Here is a 26,007-nt window from a genome sequence, read left to right on the forward strand (position 1 = left end):
TGGCCCCGGTCGTCGCTCAGGGCTTGACTGTCGTCAGACCCATCACGTGCCAGACCTGCATGCCACCGCGGTACCAGTAGATCTTGTCCGCCGGGTAACCCATGCCGACCAGCGCCCGGATGTTGGTCGGCGACTGGCCGCACCAGGGGCCGTTGCAGAACAGCACCAGGGTCTTGGCATCCCGGAAGTCGAACAGCCCGTCTTTCTTCTTCACGCCGAACTCGTCGAGCAACAGGGTCTCGGCGACGAACGGGTCGAAGTTCGATGCCTCGGGGTGGAGCCGTGTCCAGGGAATGTTCACGGCGCTCGGGATGGTGCCCTTCTGGTACCAGTCCGGGGTGCGCGAATCGATGATCAGGATCGAGTCGTCGTCTCGCGCCGCCTCGAGCTTCCCGAGCATCTCGATCTCGCCGATGGTGTGCACGCCAGGCAGGAGCTCCATCGGTTGCACGCAGAACGGCGGGCATTCACGGCTCGTCTGCTGGTAATCCTCGTGGATGCGGTTGTCCGCGTCCTGGTTGCGCTTGATCTCGATCGGTTCGCCGTCGTGCTCCACGGTGACCGACTCGAGAGACGGGGTCACCTTGACCTTCATCTCGTCGGCCGCCATCGCGAACCCTGCCGCGCTCATCAGCGCGGCGCCGACCAGCCATCGATGCATCTTCATGTCTGCCTCCGGTAATCCTGTGAACTCCCCGGGGAGTCTAGGCGCCGGGATGGCCGCTTGCAGGGACCGATCAGGCGATCCGGCGAACGCTCTTGCCTCGACCGATGCCGTAGTACGTCCAGCCTTCCTCGGCCAGGCGGTACGGATCGTAGAGGTTGCGCCCGTCGAAGATGGTGGGTTCCGCCAGGGACTCGCGCATCAGGTCGAAGTCCGGGGCGCGGAAGGCCTTCCACTCGGTGCAGATGATCAGGGCGTCCGCGCCCTTGAGAGCGGCGTCGCGGGTGCCTACCAGCGAGAGGTCGTCACGCTGCCCGTAGAGGCGCTGGGTTTCCTCCATCGCCTCGGGGTCGAAGGCCTGCACCCTCGCCCCGGCGTCCCAGAGGGACTCCATCAGCACGCGCGACGAGGCCTCGCGCATGTCGTCGGTGTTGGGCTTGAAGGCCAGCCCCCACAGGGCGAACGTCTTGCCGGCCAGCTGCTCGCGCCCGCCGTAGTGCTCGACCAGCAGCTCGAACAGGCGGCTCTTCTGGCGACGGTTGACCGCCTCGACCGCGTCGAGCAACAGCGGTTCATGATCGACAGCATGCGCGATCCGCACCAGGGCCTGCACGTCCTTGGGGAAGCAGGAGCCGCCGTAGCCGCAACCCGGATAGATGAAGTGATAACCGATGCGCGGGTCCGAGCCGATCCCCAGGCGCACGTTCTCGATGTCCGCTCCCAGGCGCTCGGCCAGGTTGGCCAGTTCGTTCATGAAGCTGATCTTGGTCGCCAGCATGGCGTTGGCGGCGTACTTGGTCAGCTCGGCGGAGCGCAGATCCATCACCACCATGCGGTCGTGGTTGCGGTTGAACGGCGCGTAGAGCTCGCGCATCACCGCTTCGCTGTGCGGGTCACTGGTGCCGACGATGATCCGGTCGGGCTTCATGAAGTCGTTGACCGCGGCCCCTTCCTTGAGGAATTCCGGGTTCGAGACGACGTCGAAGTCCAGTTCGACCCCCCGCTTGGCGAGGATGTCGGCCACCACCTGCCGCACCTGGTCGCCGGTGCCGACCGGGACGGTGGACTTGTCGATGATGATCTTCGGCCCGTCCATGTGCTCGGCGATCGTGGCGGCCACGGCGCGAACGTACTGCAGGTCGGCCGAGCCGTCCTCGTCCGGCGGCGTGCCCACGGCGATGAACTGCAACTCGCCGAAGGCCACGCCCTCGGCCGCGTCCGTGGTGAAGTGGAGCCGTCCCTGGGCGTGGTTCTCCCGCACGATCGGCTCGAGTCCGGGCTCGTAGATGGGGATGACGCCGTCGTTCAGGCGCGCGATCTTGCGGGGATCGACGTCGACGCAGGTGACCTCATGCCCCACCTCGGCGAGGCAGGCGCCCGTGACCAGGCCGACGTAGCCTGTGCCGAAAATCGTGACCTTCATGTATCGCTGCTTCCTTCTTCGTTGATCTCGCCGGCCGCCTCGATCACCTCGCGCACCTCGAGGAACAGGGCCCGGCTGGCCTTGCCGTATTCTTCGCGCGCCGACTCGGCACGGGCGCCCCGTTGCAGTTGCCGCAGGTGCTGCACGTCGACGGCCGGGTAGCTGTCGACGAAGCGGGTGATCGCCTCGGCGTCCTCGATCAGCGCGTCGCGCCAGGCCTCGGCCTGCATCTGCCGGCGCTGGTTTTCCGGCGAGTTCGGGTCGAGGTTCTGCAGGGCGGCCTCGATCGCCTCGACGTCCTCCTCGCGCATCAGTCGGCCGATGTACTGGCGCTGGCGCTTCGCCGCACCGCGTGAGCGCGTCGCCTTGAGCTGATCGACCGCGTCACGGAGGCGATCGGTGATCGGCAGGCGATCCAGGGCCTCGGCGTCCAGATCGGCCAGCCCAACGCCCAGCGCCTGGGCGGCGTGCGCCTCGCGCTTGACCTGGGACTTGCTCGGACCGAGGTATTCCCCGTTCTCCTCGTCGTGGTGATCGCTCGGCGGGTGATGTTCGGTCATGGGCGTGGGCTCTCCGGCGTGAATGCGGGGATTCTACCCAAAGCGCCACCCCAACGGCGAACCGGCGGCCACCCCGATCCGTGCAGGGCGCGCCGAAAGTCTCGCCGAAGGCGATGTCACGAAGATGACGCGTCCGGGTTCAGGCGCAGGATGCGGGCGTTGAGCATGGCGGCGAACGCCACCCAGGCCCAGTACGGGACCAGCAGGAGGGCGGCGAGCAGGCTTGACTGGGCGAAGACGAGGATCACCAGCGTGAGCAGCGCCCAGAGCACGAGTATGTCGATCAAGGCCGCGGCGATCCGGTGCCGACCGAAGAACAGCCAGGACCAGGCCGCGTTGAACAGCAGGTGGACTGCGTAGAGCACCAGCCCGGCGGTCCGCCAGGCCGAGTCCTCGGCCTCGAAGACCCGCCAGGCGGCCACCGCCATGAGCAGGTAGAGGATGGCCCAGGCGATCGGAAAGACCCGGTTCGGCGGCGTCCAGGCCGGCTTTGCGAGACTCCGGTACCAGTCATCCGGCCGATTGAGTCCCCCGGTCATGGCGGTCAGCGCGACCAGGACGATAGAGCCCATCAGGGCGACAATGGATTCGAGCATGGCGTGTGTGCCTCCTTTCTTTCACGCGGGCGGGTCGAACATCTCGGCCACGAGCTCGGTGGCGTAACTGCCGGGCGGCAGCGAGAACGACAGGGTTACCGTCCCGTCGCCGATGTCGAAGTCCAGGTCGGGAACCGCGACCGTCAGCGGCCTTCGGTCGGCCTCCACGCGCCACTGGACCAGCCGGCGCTCCCAGGACTCCCGGCCCCAGCGTTCGAGCATCGCCCGGCCCAGTTCGGTTTCGCGCTCACCCACCGCCGCGCCGGCCTGCGTGCCCGTCTCGCCCCACAGCGGCCCGGTCAGGCAGAGGTCACCGGCCTCCAGCCGACGCTGCAGCGCGTCGATCTCGTCGGCCTCGGCCAGAAAGCGGCTGCGCGAGCCGGCGAGCCGGAGGATGTCGCCCTCGCGGACGGTGGTGATCGTCCCCTGCTCCAGCCGGTCAGCCAGGACGCGATCGAAGATGGCCGACCGCAGGGTCGACAGCAGCCAGGTGCGGGCCGCCCGCTTCGGACTGCCACGTCGCTCGCCCTGCCCCCACTCGCGCAGGGCCTCGAGATTGGAGAAGCCGCGACCGTAGCGCTGCTCACCGAAGTAGTTGGCGAATCCGCGCGCGGCGATCAGGTCGCGACGGTCCGCGAGGTAATCGGCCAGCGACATCGCGTTCTCGCCCTGCCCGGGGGTCACGTCGTGCAGCCGCAGCCGGAACCGGTTGGCGCGATGGATGCCGCGGCGCAGCTTCCTGTCGTGGCGGTCCATGGCCAGCAGTCCGATGCCCTGCTCGACGCAAGCGGCCTCGAACGTCTCGGGGTCGAAGGTCTCGTGCGGGATGCTCAGCCACTGGCTGGTCACCGCGTTGCGGTCCTTCAGACCGCACAGCCCGATGTCGCGGGGCCTGGTGCCGGTGATCGCGGCGACCCGGTCGACCAGCGCGCCGGTGGTCAGGTCGCGCTTTTCCAGTCGCACCAGCCAGTGATTGCCCGCGCCGGTGGGTTCGAAGCCCAGGTCCTCGTCGACCCGGAAGGCTTCCGGCGTCGCCTTGAAACCGGCCTGCCACGCAGGCGCGCCGGCCACCCTCGGACGGGCCGTACCGGGCGCCCCGGGCCAGTCGATCAGGGAATCAGTCATCGAGGAGTGTCGCCGTCCAGTCGATCTCCTCGCCGGAAAGGAAGGGCACGACCACGTCGCCTCCGGCCTTGACCGGATCCGGCACGCGCTGGGAGCGACGCTCGAGCCGCAGGCGACGCTCGTTGACGGGCAGGCCGTAGAAGCGCGGACCGTTGAGGCTGGCGAACGCCTCCAGGGCATCCAGCCGCCCCAGCTGATCGAACACCTGGGCGTAGAGCTCGATCGCCACCGGCGCGGTGAACGCGCCGGCACAGCCGCAGGCGGATTCCTTGGCTCCCTTCGGGTGAGGCGCGCTGTCGGTGCCCATGAAGAACTTGCCCGAGGGGTCGACGGCGGCCTCGAGCAGTGCCTCGCGGTGTTTCTCGCGCTTGAGGATCGGCAGGCAGTAGTAGTGCGGACGAATGCCGCCGGCGAGCATCGCGTTGCGGTTGAACATCAGGTGGTGAGCCGTGATGGTCGCGCCGAGTCGATCCCCCTGCGAACGGACGAACGCGGCCGCCTGGGCGGTAGTGATGTGCTCCATCACCACCCGCAGGTTCGGGTAGCGCTCCAGCATCGGCGTCAGCACGCGCTCGATGAACACCGCCTCGCGGTCGAAGATGTCCACCGACGGGTCGACCACCTCGCCGTGGACCAGCAGTGGCAAGCCGGTGCGCTCCAGGGCGCCCAGCACCGGCTCGATCGCCAGCGGGTCGGTGACGCCGTTCTCGGAGTTGGTCGTCGCACCGGCCGGATAGAGCTTGACCGCGTGGATGGCCGGATCGGCCGCGGCCTGCTCGATGTCCGAGGCGGTCGTCCGGTCGGTGAGGTACAGGGTCATCAGGGGATGGAAGTCGCTGTCCGGGCCGACAGCGGCGAGCACCCGGTCCCGGTAGGCATGGGCCTCGGCGACCGTGGCGACCGGCGGGACCAGGTTGGGCATGATGATGGCGCGACCACACTGCCGGGCCGAGAACTGCGCCACGGCGTCGAGCATGGCGCCGTCGCGCAGGTGCAGGTGCCAGTCGTCGGGCTGGCGGATGATCAGCTCGTCCAAGGGGTGTTCCTGTTGCTTTCAGTCGGGTGAACGATGGCTCGCGGGCGGACGTCTTACCAGGCGATGTAGGCGTAACCCTTTTCCTGGTATTCCATCAGCGCCGCCGCACCGACCTGCTCGACGCGGGCGAAGTCGCGGATGTCGTCTTCGCTGTAGCCGACCGTGTCCATGGTGTTGCCGCAGGCGATCCACTCGACGTTGTAGTTCTTGGCGAACCCCTCGGCGCGGGCGTAGAGCATCTCGTCGACCTCGCGCATGGGTTCCTTGGCGAGGATGTGGATTCCCTTGGCGAAGCAGGCCACGGCGATCTGCACGTTGTCGCCGTACTTGCCGATCATGGCGGTCATCGAGTTGAGCACGTGGGTCTGGTACTCCGCGTCGCCATGGTTGAGCTGGTAGATCACGAAGTGCTCCGGGTCGTCCCCGGGGAAGCGCATCTCGTCCTGGGCGCGTGCCTGCCCGATGCCGAGAGCGGCCGTGCCGGCGCCGGCCATGGCGGTGATGAAACGTCGACGGTTGTTGCGCGAATCGGTCATGAGGTTGGTCTCCTGGTATTCGATGCCGACCGGCAGTGGTCGGTCTCAATGCCCGGGAAGCGTCAGCAGGCCGGCAGGCCCTTGGGTGGCCGGTCTACGGGCCACGCGACGAATCCCTTAATGGGCGAAACATTGCCAAGGTAAACGAGGATAGTCCACCACCGGGGAGATCGGCCTCCCCCGGACGCTAGTCCCCGACCCGCATGAGCACCACCCCGCCCCGGGCATAGAGGACCTCGCCCGCGATCCCGGTGGCGCGCTCGTTGCGCGTGAGCAGCAGGTCGCCGGCGCGTGGATCGCGCCGCTCGACCACGCGCTGGGCGTAAACGCCGAAGCTGGGCGTGTTCATGCCCTGCATGACCAGGTCCCCGGACAGGTCGCGTGCCATCAGGCCGGCCTCGCGGATCGGACCCTGCTGCATCTGGCCGACGGCGTGCAGCACCAGGGCGTTGACCACGATGGAGAACGACAGCGCCACCGGCACGAGAACGTTGGGAAGCGGCCAGCGACGGCTGGTCAGCGGCATGAGGACCAGCACCAGCGACAGCCCGGTCACCACGTACCAGGCGGGCCCGAAGTAGCGGTCGCGCTCGGCGAGCATGTCCTGCACGTAAGATGGCTTGATCTGGTCGAAAAAGGCATTCACCAGCGTCGGCAAGGCCAGCACGAACAGCAGGAAGGCCGCCACTGGGAGCAGGTGCAGCGCCCGGGAACGCACCTGCGGCAGGTGAGAGCCCATCACCAGCATCAGCCCGACCAGCCCGTAGCTGAGATAGTGCGGCAGCTTGGTGCCGGAGAAGGAGAACATCAGCAGCGTGACCAGGAACCAGATCCAGCCGAACCGGCGCAGGGCCACCGCCACGGATTCCGGGGCCTGCAGGGGCTTGATCCAGTCGCTGCGGAAATGCCGCAGGGAGGTCAGCACGGCACCCGTGAACGGCAGCAGGGCCACGAGGGTCACCACGGGGTAGTACCAATACCCGCCGGAGTGACCTTCCATGGGCTCCGAGAAACGTCCGAGGTTATTGTCCAGGAAGAACTCGTCGATGAAGGCCTGGCCGTGCTCGATCCAGACCAGAACGTACCAGGGCACCGCCACCACCACGAACAGGAGCAGGCCCTGCCAGTCCAGTACCGCGCGCCACCAGGCCCGGCCCTTGCCCGTCATCAGGTAGAACAGGAAGCTCGTCGCCGCCGGGATGACCACCGCGACCGGTCCCTTGGTCAGGAAACCCAGGGCCATGGCCAGATAGGCCCACCGGATCCAGCGCCGCTCGCCACTGGTCCAGTGGTTGAAGGTGGCGAATACCGCCGCTGTCAGGAACAACAGCAGCACCGCATCGGAGATAGCGGCCTTGCCCACCACGGTGGTCATCAGGGCGGTGGCCGGGATCAGCGCGGCGAAGAAGGCCGCGCGGGGGTTGAGATAGCGGTCGGCGAACAGGTAGATCATCGCCACCCACAGCGTCGAGGCGAGGACCGAGGGCAGCCGGAAGGCCCATTCGTGAAAGCCGAAGACGCCCACGGAGGCCGCCTGCAACCAGTAGATCAGCACCGGCTTGGCAAAGCGCGGCTCCTCGTTCAGGTAGGGAACGAGGAAGTCGTTCCGGTCGAACATCGCCCAGGTCGCCCCGGTGAACGCCCCTTCGTCGAGGTCGAACAGCGGCAGGGTACCGATGCCCCAGACGTAACCGATGGCGATGGCCATCGCGAGGACGAATACGTGCACGTGCCGACGGTCCAGCCAGTTGGTCGCGGGTTCGGCGGTAGGCGTGTGTTGGCTCATGGGCGACGCTCGGACAGTGACACGGTAAAGATGAAGGTTCGGAGCTCGACCGGTCGGCTCCAAGGCCACCGGTGACAGAAGGCGAGTATATCAGCCACGTACTCCCGGCCGATGCACCGTGGGCACGTCCGTTTCGCGTTACCATGGGCCCGACCAAGCCCGGCCCCACGCCGGCTACATGGAACCGCACATTCACCACGCCCAACAGCGATACTGCCGATGAACCTGTTCCCGCTCGTCCGCCCCCTGCTCTTCCGCCTGCCGCCCGAGACGGCCCATCGCGTCACACTGGGCATGCTCGACCTGGCCGCCCGCACGCCGTGGTGCGGCTGGCAGCGCAAGGCGATCGCCGAGGATCCGACCACGGTCATGGGCATCGACTTCCCCAATCGCGTCGGGCTGGCCGCCGGGCTGGACAAGAATGCCGCCCACGTCGATGGACTCGCCTGCCTGGGTTTCGGCTTCATCGAGGTCGGCACCATCACGCCGCGCCCCCAGCCGGGCAACCCCGCACCGCGGCTGTTCCGACTTCCGGAGGGCGAGGCCCTGATCAACCGCATGGGATTCAACAACGACGGGCTGGACAGCGCCCTGGAGAACCTCTCGCGCTCGAGCCGCGAGGTGCCCGTGGGCATCAACATCGGCAAGAACTTCGACACGCCGATGGACCGTGCGCTCGACGACTACCTTGCCGGTCTGGCCGCGGTCTACCCGCACGCCGACTACGTCACCATCAACATCTCCTCGCCCAATACCGCCAACCTGCGCGACCTTCAGGGTGGCGAGGCCTTCACCGCCCTGCTCCGCGGCCTGACCGACGAGCGGGCCAGACTGCGTGACGAGAGCGGTCGACACGTGCCGCTGGCGATCAAGATCGCGCCGGACATCGAGGAGGACGAACTCCCCGCCCTGGCCGAAGCACTGGTGGAACACGGGATCGACGGCGTGATCGCCACCAACACCACGCTCGCCCGCGAGGACGTCGAGGGCATGGAGTACGCCGACGAAAAAGGCGGGCTCAGCGGCCGACCGGTCCGGGAACGCTCCACCCGGGTGATCCGTGCCCTGCGCGAGCACCTGCCGGAGGACTTCCCCATCATTGGCGTGGGCGGCATCGATTCGGCCGAGGCCGCGCAGGAAAAGATCGAGGCCGGCGCGAACCTGGTGCAGGTCTACACCGGGCTGATCTATCGCGGCCCCACCCTGGTCGGCGAGATCGCGCAGGCCCTCGCGGAATCGGAGCCCCCGGCGAGCCAGAGCCCATCTGCATAAACCCGATACCGCGCGGCACACCTCGATCCGGGCAGTTGCGGCGCTGTGGATTCGTGCAGCGTTCCCACGGGCCTGGGCACGGGGATTTCGGCCTTTCCCGCTGATTTACGGGACTATTTTTCTTCCCTGACTATACTCGTTCACAGGCCGGCGGCTTCCGTCGGCCTGCCGGTTTCTCGGCCCGATCGGCTCGGCTCGCCACGCATGGATCCCGATCCTGATTCCAACGCCGAGAACCCGCTCCGACGAGACGGGTGCTTGCCACCGTCTGCCACCGGAAGGCCTGTCGAATTCCGGTCGATGGTGGAGGTGTGCCGTGAGAATCGCCCAGGTTGCCCCGTTGCACGAAAGCGTTCCGCCTCGGACCTACGGGGGAACCGAGCGCATCGTGCACTACCTCACCGAAGCCCTGGTCCGGGAGGGACACGAGGTGACCCTCTACGCCAGTGGTGATTCCCGGACCAGTGCGCGACTGCGCCCAGGCGTGGCCGAAGCCCTGAGATCCTCGTCGACGCACCGTGACCCCCTGGCGTGGCACGTCCTGCAACTCGCCCGGGTGGCCCGGGAAGCGGCGGATCACGATCTGGTCCACTTCCATACCGACTTCCTGCATTACCCGCTGTGGCGCCGGATGTCGGTGCCCCAGCTGACCACGCTCCACGGGCGCCTCGACCTGCCGGATCTCCGCCCGCTCTACGAGGAGTTCGGCGACATCCGGGTGGTTTCAGTCTCCGACAGCCAGCGGCTCCCGCTCCGGGACGTGGCCCGATGGGCGGGGACCGTCTACAACGGCATCCCGGCCGAGTCCTACACCTTCCAATCCGAGCGGGGAAGTTACCTGGCCTTCCTCGGACGGATCTCGCCGGAAAAGGGGCCCGAGACGGCCATGGACATCGCGATTCGGGCCGGCATCCCGCTGAAGATGGCCGCCAAGACGGACGCGATCGACCGGGAGTATTTCGACGCTCGCATCCGGCACCGCCTGGCGCACCCCCTGGTCGAATACGTGGGCGAGCTCGACGAGCACCACAAGAACGAATTCCTCGGCGGGGCGCTGGCCCTGCTGTTCCCGATCGACTGGCCGGAACCCTTCGGGCTGGCGATGATCGAGGCCATGGCCTGCGGCACGCCGGTGATCGCCTACTCCCGCGGGGCCGTGCCCGAGGTGGTGAGCGAAGGCGTGAGCGGCTACGTGGTGGCGTCGGTCGACGAGGCCGTGGACGCCATCGACCGGATTGACCGCATCGATCGCGCCGGCTGTCGCGCCCATTTCGAGCAGCGTTTCACCGCGGAGCATATGCTTCAGGGATACTTGGACCTTTACCGGCAGATTGCCGGCCCGGCATGAGCGGGATGTTTCTTTCGGACCGACCGATCGAGGGGTGACCGATGGACGACGCGATTCAGATCGACAACCGCTGGTATATCCCGGCCATGTCGGCCCGGGCCGACGACCGCAACCGCGTCCTGAAGTCCGGGGACGGCTTCGTGGTGTTCAGCCGCCACGGGGAAATGGGCCATGCCGGCTTCGGCGACCAGGGGTTCTACTACCGCGGCACCCGACACGTGTCCTACTGGCACCTGCAGCTCGCCGGACGAGAGCCGGTATTGCTGAATTCCATGGTCCACCTGGACAACAGTCGGCTGGTGATCGACCAGACGACGCCCGACCTGTTCGTCGACGGGGCGTGCTGGCTGCCCAAGGGCGGTCTGCACATGCGCCGGGAACTCGGCGTCCACGATTGCGTCCTCACCGAGCACCTGTCCCTGACGAACTACCACCAGCAGGCACGCACCTTCGAGCTGACCTACCAGATCGGCGCGGACTTCAGCGACATCTTCGAGGTCCGCGGCAATAGCCGCCCTCGTCGCGGTGAGGTTCGGGAGCCCCGGGTCGAGGCGGACGCGGTGATATTCGGTTACGAGGGACTCGACGGCGTGACCCGGCGCACGCGAGCCGGCTTCTCGCCCGCGCCGGCCAGGATCGATGCGGACACGGCCAGCTTCGATATCGAACTCGGACCCGGCGAGAGTTTCCACATCGAGACGACGATCTCCTGCGACGAGGGAGAGGCCGGCTTCCACGTCCCGGGCCATGCTCGAGCCATGCATGCTATCGACGGGGACGTGGCCGCCGACCGGGAGTCCCGCATCGAGGTGGTCACCGACAACGAGCAGTTCAACGACTGGATCAACCGCTCGGTGGCCGACCTGCAGATGCTGACCACCCGGACACGTCACGGCCCCTATCCCTACGCCGGCGTGCCGTGGTTCTCGACCCCCTTCGGTCGCGACGGGATCATCACCGCCCTGCAGACGCTCTGGTCCCAGCCGGAGATCGGGCGCGGAGTGCTGGCCTTCCTGGCCGAGACCCAGGCCGACAGCGAGGATCCGTCGAACGAGGCCGAACCGGGCAAGATCATTCACGAAATGCGCGATGGCGAGATGGCGGCGCTCGGCGAAGTGCCCTTCCGGCGCTACTACGGCTCCGTGGACGCCACGCCGCTGTTCGTGGTTCTGGCGTATCGCTATTACCGTCGCACCGGCGATCGCGAATTCATCACGCGGATCTGGCCCAACATCACGCGGGCACTGGAATGGGTCACGAAACAGCTGGAACAGCATGGCTTTCTCGTCTACGCGCGCCATGACGCCAACGGCCTGGTACAGCAGGGCTGGAAGGATTCCGACGATGCCGTCTTTCACGCCGACGGACAGCCGGCCCGTCCGCCGGTCGCGATATGCGAGGTACAGGGGTACGCCTTCGATGCCCTGCGCCGGGCCGCCGAACTGGCCGACCTGCTCGGCCACGACACCCAGGCGACCGACTGGCGCCGTAGGGCCGATGACCTGCAGGCCCGTTTCGAGCGTCGGTTCTGGGTTGCCGAGATCGACACCTACGCCCTGGCGATCGACGGGGATGACCGACCTTGCGCGGTGCGCAGTTCCAACCCGGGCCATCTCCTCTATTCGGGCATCGTCTCTCCGGACCGGGCGGCCCGAGTGAGTCGTGGGCTGATCTCGCCGGCGGCCTTCAACGGCTGGGGCCTGCGCACAATCTTCGAGAAGGAGTGCCGCTACAATCCGATGTCCTACCACAACGGCTCGGTCTGGCCGCACGACACAGCCCTGGCGGCAGCGGGCATGGCCTCCTGCGGTCACAAGGACGAGGCCCTGGTGCTGCTCGAGGGGCTGTTCAATGCCGCCATCCACTTCGACCTGCATCGCCTGCCGGAACTGTTCTGCGGATTCGAGCGAATATCGGGGCAGGCCCCAACGCACTACCCGGTGGCCTGCTCGCCACAGGCCTGGGCTGCCGGCTGCGTGTTCATGCTCCTGGAATCGATACTCGGGTTGCGCTTCGACCCGGACGCGGCGCGAGTCTCCCTGGACTATCCGCGTCTACCGGATTACATCACGTGGCTGCGCATACGACGCATTCGGCACCATGACGGAGAACTCGACCTGATCGTCCGCCGACACGGCAGGGATATCGCGGTCAATATCGAGCGGCGGAAGGGCCCGATCGAGCTGAACGTGACGGTGTGACGGCGCCTGCGACCGAAGGCCGTTGGCCGGTCACGGCGAGGCGAGGTTCACCAGCCGGTGACGCTACGTGTCGCGCGGCGTGAGGCGCAGACGGGACAGTCGGGGTCCTGGCGAAAGCGCACGGTGCGCCATTCGGCGTCCCGGAGGTCGAACAGCGCCAGCCGACCGACCAGCGGACGCCCGGTGTCGGTAATCACCTTGATGGCCTCGGCCGCCTGGAGACTGCCGATCATGCCCACCAGGGGGCCGAGCACTCCCGTCTCGGAACAGCTCATGGCGTCCTCCCCTTCCTCCCGGTACAAGCAGCGGTAACAAGGGGCCTCAGGGTCACGATGATCGAAGACGGTGACCTGGCCTGCCCACTGGATCGCGGCGCCGGACACCAGCGGGATGCCGTGGTGTGCGCAGGCGGCGTTCAGCGCGAAGCGCAGCTCGAAGTTGTCGGAGCAGTCGAGCACCAGGTCGACCGCCGCGACCGCCTCGTCGAGCACCTTGTCCTCGAGCTTCCGGTTGATCGGGTGCAAGTGCACCAGTGGGTTGAGTGCGGCGAGCCGTTCGACGGCCGATTCGGTCTTGGGACGACCGACCTGGGCGGTGTCGTGCAGGGTCTGGCGTTGCAGGTTGCTCAGGTCCACCTCGTCGAAATCGGCGAGGTGAAGTTCACCCACCCCGCCGGCCGCCAGGTAGAGGGCAACCGGGGAACCCAGGCCGCCGAGGCCCACCACCAGCACCCTCGATCGCATGATCCGCTCCTGACCCTCGTAATCCAGGCCATCGAGCATGATGTGCCGCCCGTAGCGCAGCAGTTCCTCGTCTTGCATTCCGATCTGTCCGGTCGTGGTTGGTTCGGCAACGCAAATGCCCGGCCGGAGCCGGGCATTCGGGTCGTGAAGAGGCCGCCCCCGTGCGCCCTCTTACAGGTAGTGCCGCCAGGGGTCGTCAGGGCGCTCCGGAATGTCCTCGTGGCGGTCACGGATCACGGATGCCTCGCCCGAGGCGCGATTTTTCTGCGCCGGCATGCTGCATCCGTCGAGGCCCAGCGCCTCGCGCTGGTTCTGCTCCGTGTAGTCGACCAGCGCGCACTTGAGCTTTTCCATCAGGGCGGCGTCCAGATGGAAGCCAGCTTCCTGAAGGATCCGGCGCAGCGCCTTGAGGCAGATGATCGACAGGTCGTACTCCACCTCCAAGCAGAACGGGCCCCGCCGCCGGGCCGAAATCACACCGGGAAGCCAGCAGGCAAAATGCTCCGCGTGTCGTGCCTGTTCCCCTTCATGATGGGGGCCACGAAACCAGATCTCGTGCGTCTTGATCAGTTGCTTTTCATCCATGTCGGCGCCTTGCCTTCCGCCCTGTACGCTTCCAAGACTAGCGCACTTGCTACGGCTTACCAAGCGCCGGAAATCGGGCGTCGACGGTGTTCCGTTCAACCCCTTCGGCGCGCGGTTCCGGCGGCGGTGACACGCGGGTTGCCGCCCAGGTCGCGGCGGGTACCGATGACCTCGAGACCGATATCGCGCATCAGCACGGCCACCGCCTCGGCCTGGTCGGCACCGTGCTCGAACAACACCACCCCACCGGGACGAAGCACCTCGTATGCCGACCGCAACAGTCGGCGGTAATCGCCAAGCCCTGCCTCGTCGGCGACCAGTGCCTCGTGGGGTTCGAAGCGCAGGTCACCCTGCGACAGGTGGGGGTCGTCCGCCGCAAGGTAAGGGGGGTTGCCCACCAGCAGATCGATGGAACCGGGCCTGACGGCGGACAGCCAGTCCCCGCGCCACATGGCGACATCGGGCCGGGCACCCTGGGAACGCAGGAAGGTGACGTTCTCCCGGGCGAGCTCCAGGGCCAGTGGACTGCGATCGACGGCGAAGACGTCGATGTCAGGACGGGCGGACGACAGCGACAGGGCGATCGCGCCGGTGCCGGTGCCCAAATCAAGCACCCGATACCCCGGAGCGGATCTCGGGATCAGCTCCAGGGCCCATTCGACGAGGATCTCGGTGTCCGGTCGGGGAATGAGGGCGCCTGGACGACAGAGGAAACGGTGCTCCCAGAAGCCTCGCTCACCGGTCAGGTAGGCTACCGGTTCGCCCCGTGCACGTCGGTCGAATGACTCCTGCAGGGCCGCGGCGACGTCCTCCCCGACCGGGTCGGCGCCATTCATCATGAGCCCGGCGGCATCGAGGCCGGTGACATGGGCGGCGATCAGCCGAGCCTCCATCATGGCCTCGCCCATGTCGGAGCCGCGCGCCGCCGCCATCCTCCGGGCCCCGGCACGCAGGCAGGCGTCGAGGGTGATCGTGCCGGCAGCGCTTTCCCCGTCACCGGGGGACCGGGCGGTCACGCTCAGGCACCCTGCTCGGCCAGGGCCTCGAGCTGGGCGGCCTGGTCGGCCTGGCGAAGCGGCACCACCACCGGCTCCAGGTCGCCGCCCATGATCCGGTCGAGCTGGTGCACGGTGAGGTTGATGCGGTGATCGGTCACGCGTCCCTGCGGGAAGTTGTAGGTGCGGATCCGGTCGGAACGGTCGCCCGTGCCGACCAGCGCCTTGCGACTTGCGGCGGTCTGCTCGACCTGTGCCCGGCGGACGTCATCGGCGAGTCGAGCGGCGAGCAGGTCCATCGCCCGGGCCCGGTTCTTGTGCTGGGAGCGCTCTTCCTGGCACTCGACCACCACGCCCGTGGGCAGGTGCGTGATCCGCACCGCGGAATCCGTCTTGTTGACGTGCTGACCGCCGGCACCGGACGCACGGAAGGTATCGACGCGCAGATCACCGGGATTGATCTCCGGTGCCTCGGCAGCCGGCACCACCGGCATCACCGCCACCGTGGCCGCCGAGGTGTGGATCCGCCCCTGGGTCTCGGTGACGGGCACCCGCTGGACGCGGTGCGCACCGGACTCGAACTTCAGCCAGGAGTAGACGGCATCGCCACTGATGCGAGAGATCAGCTCGCGGTAGCCGCCGTGTTCCCCTTCGGAAGCGGACAGCACCTCCACCTGCCAGCCCCGCGTTTCGGCGAACCGTGCATACATGCGGAACAGGTCGCCGGCGAAGATGGCGGCCTCGTCACCCCCGGCTCCGGCGCGGATCTCGAGGAAGACATCCCCCTCGTCATTGGGGTCCTCCGGCAGGAGCTGGCGCTCGATATCGGCATCCAGCTCCTCATGACGGGCCTCGAGTGCCGGCAACTCCTCGCGGGCAAGCTCGGCGAGCTCCGGGTCCCCGTCCTGAAGCAGGGCCCGTGCTTCCTCGAGGGCCTTTTCCGTCTCGTGCCAGGCATCGACGTTCTTCACCAGCGCCTCGAGGCGGGCGTACTCGCGCGACAGGCGCTGGAAGCGATCCTGGTCGGCGATGACCTCTGGATCGGAGAGCAGCGCGGTGATTTCCTCGAAGCGCTCGACGAGACTGTCGAGACGTGACAGCAGGGCTTTATGCATAGAACGGGAACAATCGGGAATGGGAGAGACGCCGGCAGACGGTGCTGCCGGAAGGACACGGCACGAGCCGGGCTAGGACTCGCCCGACTTGCTGTTCCAGGAACCGACCGGCAGCGAACGACGGGTCAGGGCCTGGGCATCCTCGTCGAGACCGACGACGTGGGAAACGTTCTGGACGGTGGCAAGGTCCCCGCTGACACAGGCCTCGCGCAGCACGACCGTCGGCTGGTGGATCAGCCGGTTGGTGAGAGTATTGGCGAGAAACGCGAGGGCCTCCTCGGGATCCTTGCCGGCCTCCACCATGGCCCGGGCCCGGGCAAGGGTCTCGTCGCGCAAAATGCCGGCACGCTCCCGATAGCTGCGGATCAGTTCCGCGCCGGTCTGCAACTGCACCCATTGCAGGAAGTGCTCGACCTGCACGTCGATGATCTCCTCGGCCTGCTCGGCCGCCTCGCGCCGGCTGCGCTGGCCCTCCTCGATCACCGTGCGCAGGTCGTCCACCGTGTAGAGGTAGACGTCCTGCATCGTACCGACCTGCGGCTCGATGTCCCGCGGCACCGCGATGTCGACCATGAAGATGGGGCGACGCTTGCGTTCGCGGATCGCCTGCTCCACCGCTCCCTTGCCCAGTACGGGGAGCGAGCTGGCCGTCGAGGAGATCACGATATCGGCCTGGTGCAGTTGGGCGGGAATGTCCGCCAGTCCGATCGCCGTGCCCTCGTACTGCTCGGCGAGCATGTGGGCCCGATCGATCGAGCGGTTGGCGACGATCACGCGCCCCAGGCCGGCGGTCTGCAAGTGGCGCGCGCACAGCTCGATGGTTTCCCCGGCACCGATCAGCAGTGCCGTCTTTTCCTCGAACGAACCGAAGATCTGGCGCGCCAGGCTCACCGCCGCGAAGGCCACCGACACCGGTGAAGCGCCGATCTGCGTATCGGTGCGCACCTGCTTGGCCACGGCGAAGGTGTTCTGGAAAAGCCGGCCGAGAATGGGCCCCAGGGCGTTGGCGTCCTGGGCAAGCGTGAAGGCATCCTTGATCTGGCCCAGGATCTGCGGCTCGCCCAGCACCATCGAATCCAGCCCGCAGGCGACCCGCATCAGGTGGCGAATGGCCTCCTCGTCGGTGTGGGCGTAGACGTAGGGGCGGAGCGAATCCGGGGAGATCTGGTGGAAGGCGGCCAGCCAGTCCACCAGGGCATCGGTGACGCATTCGGAGTGCGTATAGATCTCGGTGCGGTTGCAGGTCGAGACGATGGCCGCCTCGCGCGCGCCGCATCCGTCGATCAGATCCTGCAACGCCGACTGCACGCGCTCCGGCCCGAAGGCGATGCGCTCGCGCACATCGACCGGCGCGGTCTTGTGGTTCACCCCGAATGCGATCAGTGACATGGTGGAATTATAGCCTTGCAGCGACCCGTTTGACGATCCCCGGAGGACACTCAGCGGCGCCGATCGGGCAGAAGCCGACTACGCCACGGCCCAGGCCAGTAGCGCACCGTGCCCAGCACCAGGCCGAACAGCCCGACCACTGCCACCAGCCAGTTGGCCCAGACGCCTTCGGGGTAGCCGACGTCCACCCAGGGAGCACTCAAGGCACAGACGGCCGTGACGAACACTGCCACGGGCACCGGCCAGCGGGCGTTTCGGGCGGCGGCCCAGCGATCGGTGACCAGGACTGCCACCCAGACCGAGGCCAGGCCGACGATCGCACCGGCCAGCACGTCGGTCGGCCAGTGTACCCCGGCGACCATCCGGGAAATGCCCATGATGCTGGCGATGGCGAGCATGAGCGCCGTCCCGGCCATGCGCAATCTCAGGCCGAAGATCAGCAGTCCGGCCAGGGTGAAGGCGGTGACGGTATGCCCTGAGGGGAAGGCCTTGGAACTGATCGAGTGGCCGATGAGATTGAACATCTCCGGCTCGTAGACGCCCGGCGGACGGGCCACGTCGAGCAGTGGCTTGAGACTGTGAGTGATCAGGGTCGCGACGATGGCGGAGAACAGCAACAGGATGGCGAGGCGCGGGCGCCACAGCACGAACGGGAGCAGCAGCCCCAGCGTCAGCCAGGTGTCGGCCAGCGCGTTGATGCCGGCCCAGAAGCCGACGGTCGCGTCCACTCCGCCGAGGGCGTTGAAGTGGTGAAACAGGGACTCGCGCGCGCCGGGCCATGCGAACACTGCCACCAGCAGCACCGCGGCCGTGGCGGCAAACGCGAGCGTCAACTGTTCACCCGGGTTTGGGTCGTGCAACCGGTACCGAACGTCGCTCATGCGGTTGACCCCTCGTCTTTCGTGTCATCCCCGCGCCCGGAGGCGTCGGGCATGTGGAATGCGTCGTTCTCGCCTTCCCGGTCGAAGCGGGCGGGCAGATGGTAGGTGCGCACGTTCCTGGACTCGTAGTAGGTACGCGAGAGCATCTCGGAGAGCACCCCGGTGGTCAGGATCTGCACCGCGATCAGGATGAAGAGGATCGAGATCAGGAACAGCGGGCGATCGCCGATGTCGTGGCCGATCAGCTTTTCCACGAACAGGTACGCCATGCCCAGACCGCCGAGCAGGCCGAACCCGGCTCCCAGCAGACCGAAAAAGTGCGCCGGGCGAGCCGAAAACCGCATGAAGAAATACACGCTGACCAGGTCGATGATCACCCGGAACGTTCGGGACAGGCCGTACTTGGACGTCCCGGCGGTACGGGGGTGGTGAGTCACCACTTCCTCGGCGATGCGCGACGGCGCTGTCTGGGTGGCCAGCCAGGCGGGAATGAAACGGTGCATCTCGCCGTACAGGCGCACCCCCTTGATCACCTCGCCGCGGAACACCTTGAGACTGCAGCCGTAGTCGTGCAGGTTCACGCCGGTCAGGCGCCGGATCAGCCGGTTGGCCAGCCAGGAGGGCACTTTCCGGACCCAGAGATTGTCCTTGCGATCACGACGCCAGCCGGCCACCAGGTCCAGATCCTCGCGCAGCAGGCGGTCGACCATACGCGGGATGTCGATGGGGTCGTTCTGCAGGTCGCCGTCCATCGTGACGATCACCTCGCCACGGGACAGGTCGATCCCCGCCTGCATGGCGGCCGTCTGACCGAAGTTCCGGGTCAGCGGAACCGGACGGACATGGCTGCCGTAGGCTTCCCTCGCCTTCTTTATCTCGGCGACGGTGGCGTCGGACGACCCGTCGTCTACCAGGAGCAGTTCCCAGGCAGCACCGTAGTCGGCCAGGCTTTCGTGAACCCGCTCGACCAGTGGCGCGACGTTCTCCTGCTCGTTGAACATCGGGACGACGATGGATAGCGGTGCGGCGCACTGGCTGGTCATGACAACGGATACCCCGGAAAGCCGTGGACGGGAAACTGCGGGTCAGGCAATCGCCAAACGTTGCGCAGTGTAAGCCACATCGCCCCCGCAACCTACTCGCCCCCGGGTCGAGGGCGCGGGATGAACAACGTGAGCGCCGCGGCGAGCAGTGCCGACCCGAGCACGAACAGGTGCAGGTTCACCCCGGCGGCCAGCAGCTCACGGCCGCTGTCGACGAAGGCCCCCAGCGCCAGCGCGACACCCGCCTCGTAGGTGCCGAAGCCGCCCGGGGCATGAACGGGCAGCACCGTGGTGAGGTCGCCACCGATGGCTCCCAGCACGCCCTCGACGAAGCCGACCGGCGCCAGTGCAGCGAGCACCCATCCCAGCGCGCCGAGCTTCACCGCCCAGTTCGCCCAGGTCCATGCCATGGTGCCGAGAAACAGCCCCGGGCGATCCGGCAGGGCCTCCAGCACCTCGGCGAGTCGTGCTCGCAGGCGGCCGCCCTCCCCCGACACGCGGCGATGCAGCGGTCCGCGCAGAAGATAGACCCCCAGCGGGGCGACCAGCAACATGACGAGGATGACGACCCAGGCGGGGGTCAGGCCGAAGACGGCGCCGCCGGCGAATAGCGCGATGACCACGACCACCTGCAGGTCGAGCAGACGAAACCAGAACAGGACCGGCACGCTCCGCAGGGGCGACAGGCCGAAGTAGCTTCGCATCAGCACCGGAAAGGCCACCTCCCCCGAGCGCATCGGCAGGAGGTTGTTCATCAGGTTGTGCCAGCTCGACAGGCGGAAGGTCGCCCAGAAGTGGCCGGCCAGCAGAACGTGGAAGTAGCGCGTGATGCGAAGCGTCCTCAGGACATAGCTCGCCAGCATCAGCACCAGGGCGACCGCCAGGGCGAACGGGTCGATTGCCAGCCAGGGCGCGACCAGCTCGGCGGGACCGACCCAGAACACCACGGCGGCCAGCAGCGCAAGCACCACCGCCCAGCCGACGGTCATCGTCCATCGCCGCGAAAGGCGCTTCATGCCTCCGGTCTCGCTTCCGGTTCGTCAACCGGCTGTCCGGCTTTGGGCGCGGTCGGGTAATTGGGCATAATGAGTCCTTGCTCCGTCCTGCTTTCTCGGGTTCCCGGGCGACCAGCACCCAGGGCGGATATCTCGAGAGCGCGATTGTGCCGTCCGGCACCGGACGCCGCCACCGAGGATTCATTGTCGGGCGCCCTACCCTCCGGCCCCGCGACGTCAGCACGAGACCGCAGAAGGCTTCATGAGCGAGATTGTATTTCATCTGATCGATGACCCGGCGGACGACGCGTTCTGGTACTACGCCGCCGAACTGTGCGCCGAGGCGGCCGACCAGTCGCGCCCGACCTACGTGGTCTGCGCCAGTCTCGCCCACGTCGAGGGGTTCGACGACTATCTCTGGTCGTACCGCGGGGATCGTTTCGTCCCCCACACCGCCGACCCGGAAGATGCCGCGCATGCGCCGATCTTCATCGGCTGCGACCCGGAAGCCGGCGGATTCGCCCACGTCATCAACCTGGCGGGAGTCGAGATACCGCGCCCGGGTGACCGCGAGCGCATCGACGAGGTCGTCCCGGCCGGCGAACCGAACCGCGAAGGCGCCCGGGCGCGCTGGCGCGGCTACAAGACCGCCGGCGCCTCGGTCCGCCACCGGCCGATTCCAGCGGCACGCGCCGCCGCGGAGGAATAGGCAGACAGGCAAGGCTCGAACAAGCAGGCACGACATTCCGCGGGACCACGCACGAGAAATCCCCCCAGTTACCAACGAGACAAGATCAGCAACGGCATGGAAAAGACCTACGACCCCCGACAGATCGAACAGGACTGCTACGCCCGCTGGATGGACAGCGACCAGTTCCGGCCGGACATGCAGGCCGAGGGCGGTTACTGCATCATGCTGCCGCCGCCGAACGTCACCGGGCGGCTGCACATGGGCCATGCCTTCCAGGATACCCTGATGGACGTGCTGACCCGCTGGCACCGGATGCGCGGCGAGGCGACCCTGTGGCAACCGGGGACGGACCACGCCGGCATCGCCACCCAGATGGTGGTCGAGCGCCAGCTCGAGGGCCAGGGCATCTCGCGGCACGACATCGGGCGGACGAAGTTCCTGGAGAAGGTCTGGGAATGGAAGGAGCAGTCGGGCGGCTTCATCACGGAGCAGATGAAGCGCCTCGGAGCCTCCTGCGACTGGTCGCGGGAGCGTTTCACCATGGACGAAGGGCTTTCCGAGGCGGTGCGCGAGGTCTTCGTGCGCCTCTACGAGGATGGCCTGATCTACCGCGGCAAGCGACTGACCAACTGGGACCCGGTACTGCGCACCGCCGTCTCCGACCTCGAGGTGATCAGCGAGGAGGAAGACGGTCACCTCTGGCACATGCGCTACCCGTTGTCCGACGGCAGCGGCCACCTGACCGTCGCCACCACGCGACCGGAGACCATGCTCGGCGATACCGCCGTGGCCGTGCACCCGGACGACGAACGCTTTCAAGGGCTGATCGGCCAGACCATCACCCTGCCTCTGGTGGGCCGGCAGATCCCCATCATCGGTGACGACTACGTCGACCCCGAGTTCGGTTCCGGCTGCGTCAAGATCACCCCGGCGCACGACTTCAACGATTACGCCATCGGCCAGCGTCACGACCTGCCGATGCTCAACGTGCTCACCGAAACCGCCGCCATCCGCGAGCAAGCCGAGTGCATCGGCACGGCCGCCGACGGCGCCGACCCGCACATCCCGGAGCGCTATCGCGGGCTCGACCGCTACGAGGCCCGTCGGCAGATCGTGGCGGACCTCGAAGCCGAAGGGCTGCTGGTCGAGATCGAAAAGCACAAGCTGATGGTCCCGCGCGGCGATCGCAGCGGCACGGTCATCGAGCCCCTGCTCACCGACCAGTGGTTCGTCGACCTGACCCGCGAGGAGACCCCCAAGGGCACGCCGGGCGGGAAAAAGGCGATCACCGAACCGGCCATCGAGGCGGTGCGCTCGGGCGACATCCGCTTCGTGCCCGGCAACTGGGAGAACACCTACTTCCAGTGGCTGGAGAACATCCAGGACTGGTGCATCAGCCGTCAGCTGTGGTGGGGCCATCGCATCCCGGCGTGGTACGACACCGAGGGCAACATCTTCGTCGGTCGCGACGAGGACGAGGTGCGCCAGAAGTACGACGTGCCGGCCGAGACCGCTCTGACCCAGGACGAGGACGTGCTCGACACCTGGTTCTCCTCGGCGCTGTGGCCGTTCTCCACCCTCGGCTGGCCGGAGCAGACACCGGAGCTCGAGCGCTTCTACCCCACCAGCGTGCTGGTCACCGGCTTTGACATCATTTTCTTCTGGGTTGCCCGGATGGTGATGATGGGCAAGTACTTCGGTGGCGACGTGCCCTTCCGCGAGGTCTACGTGCATGGTCTCGTGCGCGATGCCCACGGCCAGAAGATGTCGAAGTCCAAGGGCAACGTGCTCGATCCGATCGACATCATCGACGGCATCGATCTCGAGTCGCTGGTGGAAAAGCGCACCACCGGCCTGATGCAGCCGAAGAAGGCCACGCAGATCGAGAAGCAAACCCGCGAGGAGTTTCCGGACGGCATCGGCGAGCACGGCACGGACGCCTTGCGCTTCACCTTCGCCGCCCAGGCGACCACCGGGCGGGACATCAGCTTCGACCTCGAGCGGGTCAAGGGCTACCGCAATTTCTGCAACAAGCTCTGGAACGCCAGCCGTTTCGTGCTGATGCAGTGCGAGGGCGAAGACACGGGGCTGGGCGACGAGCCGGTCACGTTGGGCACCGCCGACCGCTGGATCATCGGCGCGCTGCAGGCCTGCGAGGCGACGGCCACCAAACACCTAGAGACCTACCGTTTCGATCTGGCCGCGCAGACGCTCTACGACTTTACCTGGAGCACCTACTGCGACTGGTACCTCGAGCTGACCAAGCCGGCGATCAAGCACGGCGACGAAGCCGCCAAGCGCGGCACCCGCCGCACCCTGGTGCGTGTGCTGGAGACCCTGCTTCGACTCCTCCACCCGTTCATCCCCTATATCACCGAGACGATCTGGCAACGGGTCGCCCCGCTGGCCGGACGCAAGCCCGGGGCCGATGCCAGCATCATGACCGCGCCCTTCCCCGTCCCCGACGAGGGCAAGCGCGATCCCGAGGCACGCGAGGCGATCGAGTGGTTGCAGGGCTTCGCGCTGGGCGTGCGCCGGATCCGCGCGGAGATGGACATCGCTCCGGGCAAGCCGCTGCCGGTGATGGTCACCGAGGCGAGCGACCGCGACCGGAAACTGATCGAGGAGCTCTCTCCCCTGCTTCAGTCGCTGGCGCGGATCGAATCGGTCGAGGAAATCGACGGCGAACCGCCCGAGTCCGCCATGGCGCTGGTCGGCCGCATGCAGTTGCATATCCCGCTCGCAGGACTGATCGACGTGGACGCCGAACTCGAGCGTCTCGACAAGGCCATCGACAGCCTCCAGAAGCAGATCGACAAGGCTCGCGGCAAGCTCTCCAACGCCAACTTCGTCGAGCGCGCACCCGAGGCCGTGGTCAACCAGGAGCGCGAGCGACTGGCGAAATTCGAGGCGGAACTCGGGGAGCTAAACGGCCAGCGCGAGCGCATCAGCAAGCTGGAAAGCTGAACGGTGCCAGGGCCCCGATAGCCTCGGGGCGGATCGGGTCGCGATTGCCACGCCCGCGGTCCGACCTCGCTAGCCCCGATTGCCGCCCTTTTCTCGCCTTGTCGCCGCTCTCCGGGCCTCGCGCTCGTCGAACCGCTGCGGCTGCAGCCCCTCGGCCAACGAACGGGGCAGCGGCGATGGCGTGCGGTCGATGCTCGAGACGAGGAATTCAGCCAGCCAGGCCGACCAGGTCAGACCCCGGGCCCCATGCCCGGTACTGATCCACAGTCCTTCGGCCAGCTCTCCGACCACCGGCAGGCGGTCGGGCGTGGTGGCCCGGATCGAGGCCCGTCCATGCAACGGCGCGTCGGGGGGTACGGCCTCGCTCAGGGAGCCGGCAATCGAGGCGAGCCGACCCAGATTCTCGGCGCCTTCTTCCACTCGCAGTTCGCGGTCCGTCTGCCCGGGGAGGAAACTCGCGCCGAACAGCAGCCCGACACCCGGCAGGTCCAGCGCGTAGCCCTCTCGCATGATCGCCACGCCCGGGGATAGCGACGTGTCGGCCTTTCCCACATCCACCCAGCTCACCTGCCCACGGCAGGGTTCGATCCAGCGTTCCAGGGATTTGGCCAACCCGACCGAACGTTCCCCGCCGGCCACGACCACGTCCGTGTAGGGACCATGGCGCCCTCCACCCTCGGTGATCACTTCCCAGGCACCCGGGACTCCACGCAGTTCCCGCACCGGACAGTCGAGATGCAGCGGGACGGCGGCGCGATCCAGCCAGTGTCGGATCGTCGCGCGCGGTCGTATCCACCCGGCTCCCGGAAACCACCAGCCCGGGGAATCGATGTCCGGCAGTCCGGAACGCTTACACAACTCGTCCGCCTCGGCCCAACGGGCGAAGGCCGGGTCAGGACACAGCTCGGCGGCGATGCGCGACTGCCGCTCGGCGTGACGCGACTGCCGGGCGAGCTTGATCACGCCGTGGAAGCCGTAGGCCGGGTCGCCCGCATCCGCCGGGCCAAGGGTCTCGCGCACCAGTTCGCGCATGAAGCCCATGCCGGTGGCCGTGAGCTGGGACAGACGGTTCCAGTCACGGCTCATCACCGGCGCGACCAGTCCGGCCGGGTTGCCCGAGCCGCCACCGGCCGGGGCGGATTCGGCCTCGAACACCTCCACGCCCATCCCGCGCTGCGCAGCCAGATGGGCCAGCGATGCACCGGCCACTCCCGCGCCGATCACCGCGATACGTCGTTCACCCCGTCGACTTCCCGTTGCCGCCACCCCGTCCGCACCGGCGTGTCGACCAACCAGCATGTCCCGTTTGCGGCCGAAGCCCGGGCGTTTCTCGGTGGCGAAGCCGGCCGCGCCCAAGGCGTCGACCACCCGCCGGGCTGCCGAATAGGTGGCCGCTGTCGCACCGGGCGCGGCCCGCCGACCCAGTTCGGCCAGCAGGGCCTCGTCCCAGAGTTCGGGGTTGCGCGCCGGAGCGAAGCCATCGAGAAAGAAGGCGTCGAAGGCCCCGTCGATCTCGGGGAGCTGGTCGCGGGCATCCCCCCAGACCAGTGTCAGACGAATGCGCCCGCCGGCGAGCAGGCGACGGTGGAAGCCGGGAATCGCGTCGGGCCATTGCCGGTGCAGCTCGTCCTGCAACTGCGCCAGTCGCGCGCTGTTACCCTCCCCAAGCAGCGAATGCCCGTCCAACCACGGCTCGGCGAGTTCGCGCTGGGCGCGGGCCAGCCGTTGCAGGTCGTCTCGGTCGATCGGATGTTTTTCCAGGCTGACGAAGTCCAGCCGCGCCCCAGGTGGGGCGGTCTCGAGAAAGCACAGGGCGGTAGCGAGGAAGTTGCGTCCGGTACCGAAACCGGTTTCCAGCACCCGGCTCGCCCGACCATCGGCGAAGCGTGCGAGAAGGTCATTGCCACGAATGAAGACGTGTTCGCTCTCGCCGAACCCGCCCTCGCGGGAGAAGTAGACGTCGCCATAAAGGGGGCTCGCGGGCGTGGCGTCACTGCCCCATTCCAGCCGCGCCGTCGCCAGCGGCCAGCCCGGCGCGACCGATTGCTCGTCCACG

The 26,007-nt window shown here is 67.4% G+C and carries 22 protein-coding genes; 5 read left to right on the forward strand and 17 right to left on the reverse strand.

The features are described 5' to 3' along the window. Nucleotides 1-16: 16 nt before the first annotated feature. The 8 genes from ACESL5_RS02080 to ACESL5_RS02115 all read right to left on the reverse strand — a co-directional run bounded on the left by ACESL5_RS02080 (nucleotide 17) and on the right by ACESL5_RS02115 (nucleotide 7,726). Entirely contained in the window at nucleotides 17-667 is a 651-nt protein-coding gene (locus ACESL5_RS02080) for a rhodanese-like domain-containing protein (protein ID WP_372591123.1), read from the reverse strand. A gap of 70 nt (nucleotides 668-737) precedes the next feature. Continuing rightward, the gene (locus tag ACESL5_RS02085; protein WP_372591124.1) at nucleotides 738-2,087 is read right to left on the reverse strand and encodes a UDP-glucose dehydrogenase family protein; all 1,350 of its coding nucleotides are present in this window, start codon (nucleotides 2,085-2,087) and stop codon (nucleotides 738-740) included. Next, nucleotides 2,084-2,647 (reverse strand): ribosome biogenesis factor YjgA, encoded by a 564-nt coding sequence (yjgA, locus tag ACESL5_RS02090; RefSeq protein WP_372591125.1) that lies wholly within the window; start codon nucleotides 2,645-2,647, stop codon nucleotides 2,084-2,086. Before yjgA ends, ACESL5_RS02085 begins: the two co-directional genes overlap by 4 nt. A 116-nt stretch (nucleotides 2,648-2,763) precedes the next feature. Further along, nucleotides 2,764-3,243, reverse strand: a complete 480-nt coding sequence (locus ACESL5_RS02095; RefSeq protein ID WP_372591126.1) for a TspO/MBR family protein — start codon at nucleotides 3,241-3,243, stop codon at nucleotides 2,764-2,766. Nucleotides 3,244-3,264: 21 nt separating this feature from the next. Beyond that, complete coding sequence (truD, locus tag ACESL5_RS02100) at nucleotides 3,265-4,368, reverse strand: tRNA pseudouridine(13) synthase TruD (RefSeq protein ID WP_372591127.1); 1,104 nt, start codon at nucleotides 4,366-4,368, stop codon at nucleotides 3,265-3,267. After that, nucleotides 4,361-5,404: a dihydroorotase gene (gene pyrC, locus ACESL5_RS02105; protein ID WP_372591128.1), complete on the reverse strand. Its 1,044-nt coding sequence runs from the start codon at nucleotides 5,402-5,404 to the stop codon at nucleotides 4,361-4,363. Before pyrC ends, truD begins: the two co-directional genes overlap by 8 nt. Nucleotides 5,405-5,457: 53 nt before the next feature. Next, nucleotides 5,458-5,940, reverse strand: a complete 483-nt coding sequence (locus ACESL5_RS02110; RefSeq protein WP_372591129.1) for a DsrE family protein — start codon at nucleotides 5,938-5,940, stop codon at nucleotides 5,458-5,460. A gap of 187 nt (nucleotides 5,941-6,127) precedes the next feature. After that, nucleotides 6,128-7,726 carry an ArnT family glycosyltransferase gene (locus tag ACESL5_RS02115; protein WP_372591130.1) on the reverse strand — a complete coding sequence of 533 codons (1,599 nt, stop codon included), beginning with the start codon at nucleotides 7,724-7,726 and terminating at the stop codon, nucleotides 6,128-6,130. Between the two features lie 219 nt (nucleotides 7,727-7,945). On the opposite strand from ACESL5_RS02115, the gene ACESL5_RS02120 reads away from it, so the two are divergent. The 3 genes from ACESL5_RS02120 to ACESL5_RS02130 all read left to right on the forward strand — a co-directional run bounded on the left by ACESL5_RS02120 (nucleotide 7,946) and on the right by ACESL5_RS02130 (nucleotide 12,547). Continuing rightward, nucleotides 7,946-8,998: a quinone-dependent dihydroorotate dehydrogenase gene (locus tag ACESL5_RS02120; protein ID WP_372591131.1), complete on the forward strand. Its 1,053-nt coding sequence runs from the start codon at nucleotides 7,946-7,948 to the stop codon at nucleotides 8,996-8,998. 316 nt (nucleotides 8,999-9,314) lie between these two features. Then, a complete protein-coding gene (locus ACESL5_RS02125; RefSeq protein WP_372591132.1) occupies nucleotides 9,315-10,346 on the forward strand; it encodes a glycosyltransferase family 4 protein in 1,032 nt (343 codons plus the stop codon). Nucleotides 10,347-10,387: 41 nt separating this feature from the next. Beyond that, the gene (locus ACESL5_RS02130) at nucleotides 10,388-12,547 is read left to right on the forward strand and encodes a glycogen debranching N-terminal domain-containing protein (RefSeq protein ID WP_372591133.1); all 2,160 of its coding nucleotides are present in this window, start codon (nucleotides 10,388-10,390) and stop codon (nucleotides 12,545-12,547) included. Between the two features lie 47 nt (nucleotides 12,548-12,594). Here ACESL5_RS02130 and ACESL5_RS02135 read toward each other — a convergent pair whose 3' ends face one another. The 8 genes from ACESL5_RS02135 to ACESL5_RS02170 all read right to left on the reverse strand — a co-directional run bounded on the left by ACESL5_RS02135 (nucleotide 12,595) and on the right by ACESL5_RS02170 (nucleotide 20,314). Continuing rightward, nucleotides 12,595-13,368, reverse strand: coding sequence for a HesA/MoeB/ThiF family protein (locus ACESL5_RS02135; RefSeq protein ID WP_372591134.1), 774 nt, complete (start codon nucleotides 13,366-13,368; stop codon nucleotides 12,595-12,597). Between the two features lie 93 nt (nucleotides 13,369-13,461). Further along, complete coding sequence (locus ACESL5_RS02140) at nucleotides 13,462-13,875, reverse strand: hypothetical protein (protein ID WP_372591135.1); 414 nt, start codon at nucleotides 13,873-13,875, stop codon at nucleotides 13,462-13,464. A 95-nt stretch (nucleotides 13,876-13,970) separates the two neighbouring features. After that, complete coding sequence (gene prmC, locus ACESL5_RS02145) at nucleotides 13,971-14,891, reverse strand: peptide chain release factor N(5)-glutamine methyltransferase (protein ID WP_372591136.1); 921 nt, start codon at nucleotides 14,889-14,891, stop codon at nucleotides 13,971-13,973. Between the two features lie 2 nt (nucleotides 14,892-14,893). Then, a complete protein-coding gene (gene prfA, locus ACESL5_RS02150; RefSeq protein WP_372591137.1) occupies nucleotides 14,894-15,985 on the reverse strand; it encodes a peptide chain release factor 1 in 1,092 nt (363 codons plus the stop codon). Nucleotides 15,986-16,057: 72 nt separating this feature from the next. Next, a complete protein-coding gene (gene hemA, locus ACESL5_RS02155) occupies nucleotides 16,058-17,374 on the reverse strand; it encodes a glutamyl-tRNA reductase (RefSeq protein WP_372591138.1) in 1,317 nt (438 codons plus the stop codon). Between the two features lie 50 nt (nucleotides 17,375-17,424). Continuing rightward, entirely contained in the window at nucleotides 17,425-18,255 is an 831-nt protein-coding gene (locus ACESL5_RS02160) for a phosphatase PAP2 family protein (protein WP_372591139.1), read from the reverse strand. Continuing rightward, nucleotides 18,252-19,298 carry a glycosyltransferase family 2 protein gene (locus ACESL5_RS02165; RefSeq protein ID WP_372591140.1) on the reverse strand — a complete coding sequence of 349 codons (1,047 nt, stop codon included), beginning with the start codon at nucleotides 19,296-19,298 and terminating at the stop codon, nucleotides 18,252-18,254. Before ACESL5_RS02165 ends, ACESL5_RS02160 begins: the two co-directional genes overlap by 4 nt. Nucleotides 19,299-19,390: 92 nt before the next feature. Continuing rightward, nucleotides 19,391-20,314, reverse strand: coding sequence for a lysylphosphatidylglycerol synthase domain-containing protein (locus ACESL5_RS02170; protein ID WP_372591141.1), 924 nt, complete (start codon nucleotides 20,312-20,314; stop codon nucleotides 19,391-19,393). Between the two features lie 241 nt (nucleotides 20,315-20,555). On the opposite strand from ACESL5_RS02170, the gene ACESL5_RS02175 reads away from it, so the two are divergent. Together ACESL5_RS02175 and ACESL5_RS02180 are read left to right on the forward strand one after the other, a co-directional pair. After that, a complete protein-coding gene (locus ACESL5_RS02175; RefSeq protein WP_372591142.1) occupies nucleotides 20,556-21,002 on the forward strand; it encodes a DNA polymerase III subunit chi in 447 nt (148 codons plus the stop codon). Nucleotides 21,003-21,098: 96 nt separating this feature from the next. Beyond that, complete coding sequence (locus tag ACESL5_RS02180) at nucleotides 21,099-23,951, forward strand: valine--tRNA ligase (RefSeq protein WP_372591143.1); 2,853 nt, start codon at nucleotides 21,099-21,101, stop codon at nucleotides 23,949-23,951. A 69-nt stretch (nucleotides 23,952-24,020) separates the two neighbouring features. On the opposite strand, the gene mnmC is transcribed toward ACESL5_RS02180, so the two are convergent. Beyond that, nucleotides 24,021-26,006, reverse strand: a complete 1,986-nt coding sequence (mnmC, locus tag ACESL5_RS02185) for an FAD-dependent 5-carboxymethylaminomethyl-2-thiouridine(34) oxidoreductase MnmC (RefSeq protein WP_372591144.1) — start codon at nucleotides 26,004-26,006, stop codon at nucleotides 24,021-24,023. Nucleotide 26,007: the final 1 nt, after the last annotated feature.

This window comes from Guyparkeria sp. (assembly GCF_041687595.1).
Classification (GTDB): domain Bacteria; phylum Pseudomonadota; class Gammaproteobacteria; order Halothiobacillales; family Halothiobacillaceae; genus Guyparkeria.

Coding starts and splice junctions, on each gene's coding strand:
- ACESL5_RS02115 (WP_372591130.1), bottom strand. CDS start 7,726: ATGAGCCAACACACGCCTACCGCCGAACCCGCGACCAACTGGCTGGAC.
- yjgA (WP_372591125.1), bottom strand. CDS start 2,647: ATGACCGAACATCACCCGCCGAGCGATCACCACGACGAGGAGAACGGG.
- ACESL5_RS02170 (WP_372591141.1), bottom strand. CDS start 20,314: ATGAAGCGCCTTTCGCGGCGATGGACGATGACCGTCGGCTGGGCGGTG.
- ACESL5_RS02135 (WP_372591134.1), bottom strand. CDS start 13,368: ATGCAAGACGAGGAACTGCTGCGCTACGGGCGGCACATCATGCTCGAT.
- ACESL5_RS02080 (WP_372591123.1), bottom strand. CDS start 667: ATGAAGATGCATCGATGGCTGGTCGGCGCCGCGCTGATGAGCGCGGCA.
- ACESL5_RS02110 (WP_372591129.1), bottom strand. CDS start 5,940: ATGACCGATTCGCGCAACAACCGTCGACGTTTCATCACCGCCATGGCC.
- ACESL5_RS02120 (WP_372591131.1), top strand. CDS start 7,946: ATGAACCTGTTCCCGCTCGTCCGCCCCCTGCTCTTCCGCCTGCCGCCC.
- truD (WP_372591127.1), bottom strand. CDS start 4,368: ATGACTGATTCCCTGATCGACTGGCCCGGGGCGCCCGGTACGGCCCGT.
- ACESL5_RS02165 (WP_372591140.1), bottom strand. CDS start 19,298: ATGACCAGCCAGTGCGCCGCACCGCTATCCATCGTCGTCCCGATGTTC.
- ACESL5_RS02085 (WP_372591124.1), bottom strand. CDS start 2,087: ATGAAGGTCACGATTTTCGGCACAGGCTACGTCGGCCTGGTCACGGGC.
- hemA (WP_372591138.1), bottom strand. CDS start 17,374: ATGTCACTGATCGCATTCGGGGTGAACCACAAGACCGCGCCGGTCGAT.
- ACESL5_RS02095 (WP_372591126.1), bottom strand. CDS start 3,243: ATGCTCGAATCCATTGTCGCCCTGATGGGCTCTATCGTCCTGGTCGCG.
- ACESL5_RS02175 (WP_372591142.1), top strand. CDS start 20,556: ATGAGCGAGATTGTATTTCATCTGATCGATGACCCGGCGGACGACGCG.
- ACESL5_RS02140 (WP_372591135.1), bottom strand. CDS start 13,875: ATGGATGAAAAGCAACTGATCAAGACGCACGAGATCTGGTTTCGTGGC.
- ACESL5_RS02130 (WP_372591133.1), top strand. CDS start 10,388: ATGGACGACGCGATTCAGATCGACAACCGCTGGTATATCCCGGCCATG.
- ACESL5_RS02180 (WP_372591143.1), top strand. CDS start 21,099: ATGGAAAAGACCTACGACCCCCGACAGATCGAACAGGACTGCTACGCC.
- prfA (WP_372591137.1), bottom strand. CDS start 15,985: ATGCATAAAGCCCTGCTGTCACGTCTCGACAGTCTCGTCGAGCGCTTC.
- ACESL5_RS02160 (WP_372591139.1), bottom strand. CDS start 18,255: ATGAGCGACGTTCGGTACCGGTTGCACGACCCAAACCCGGGTGAACAG.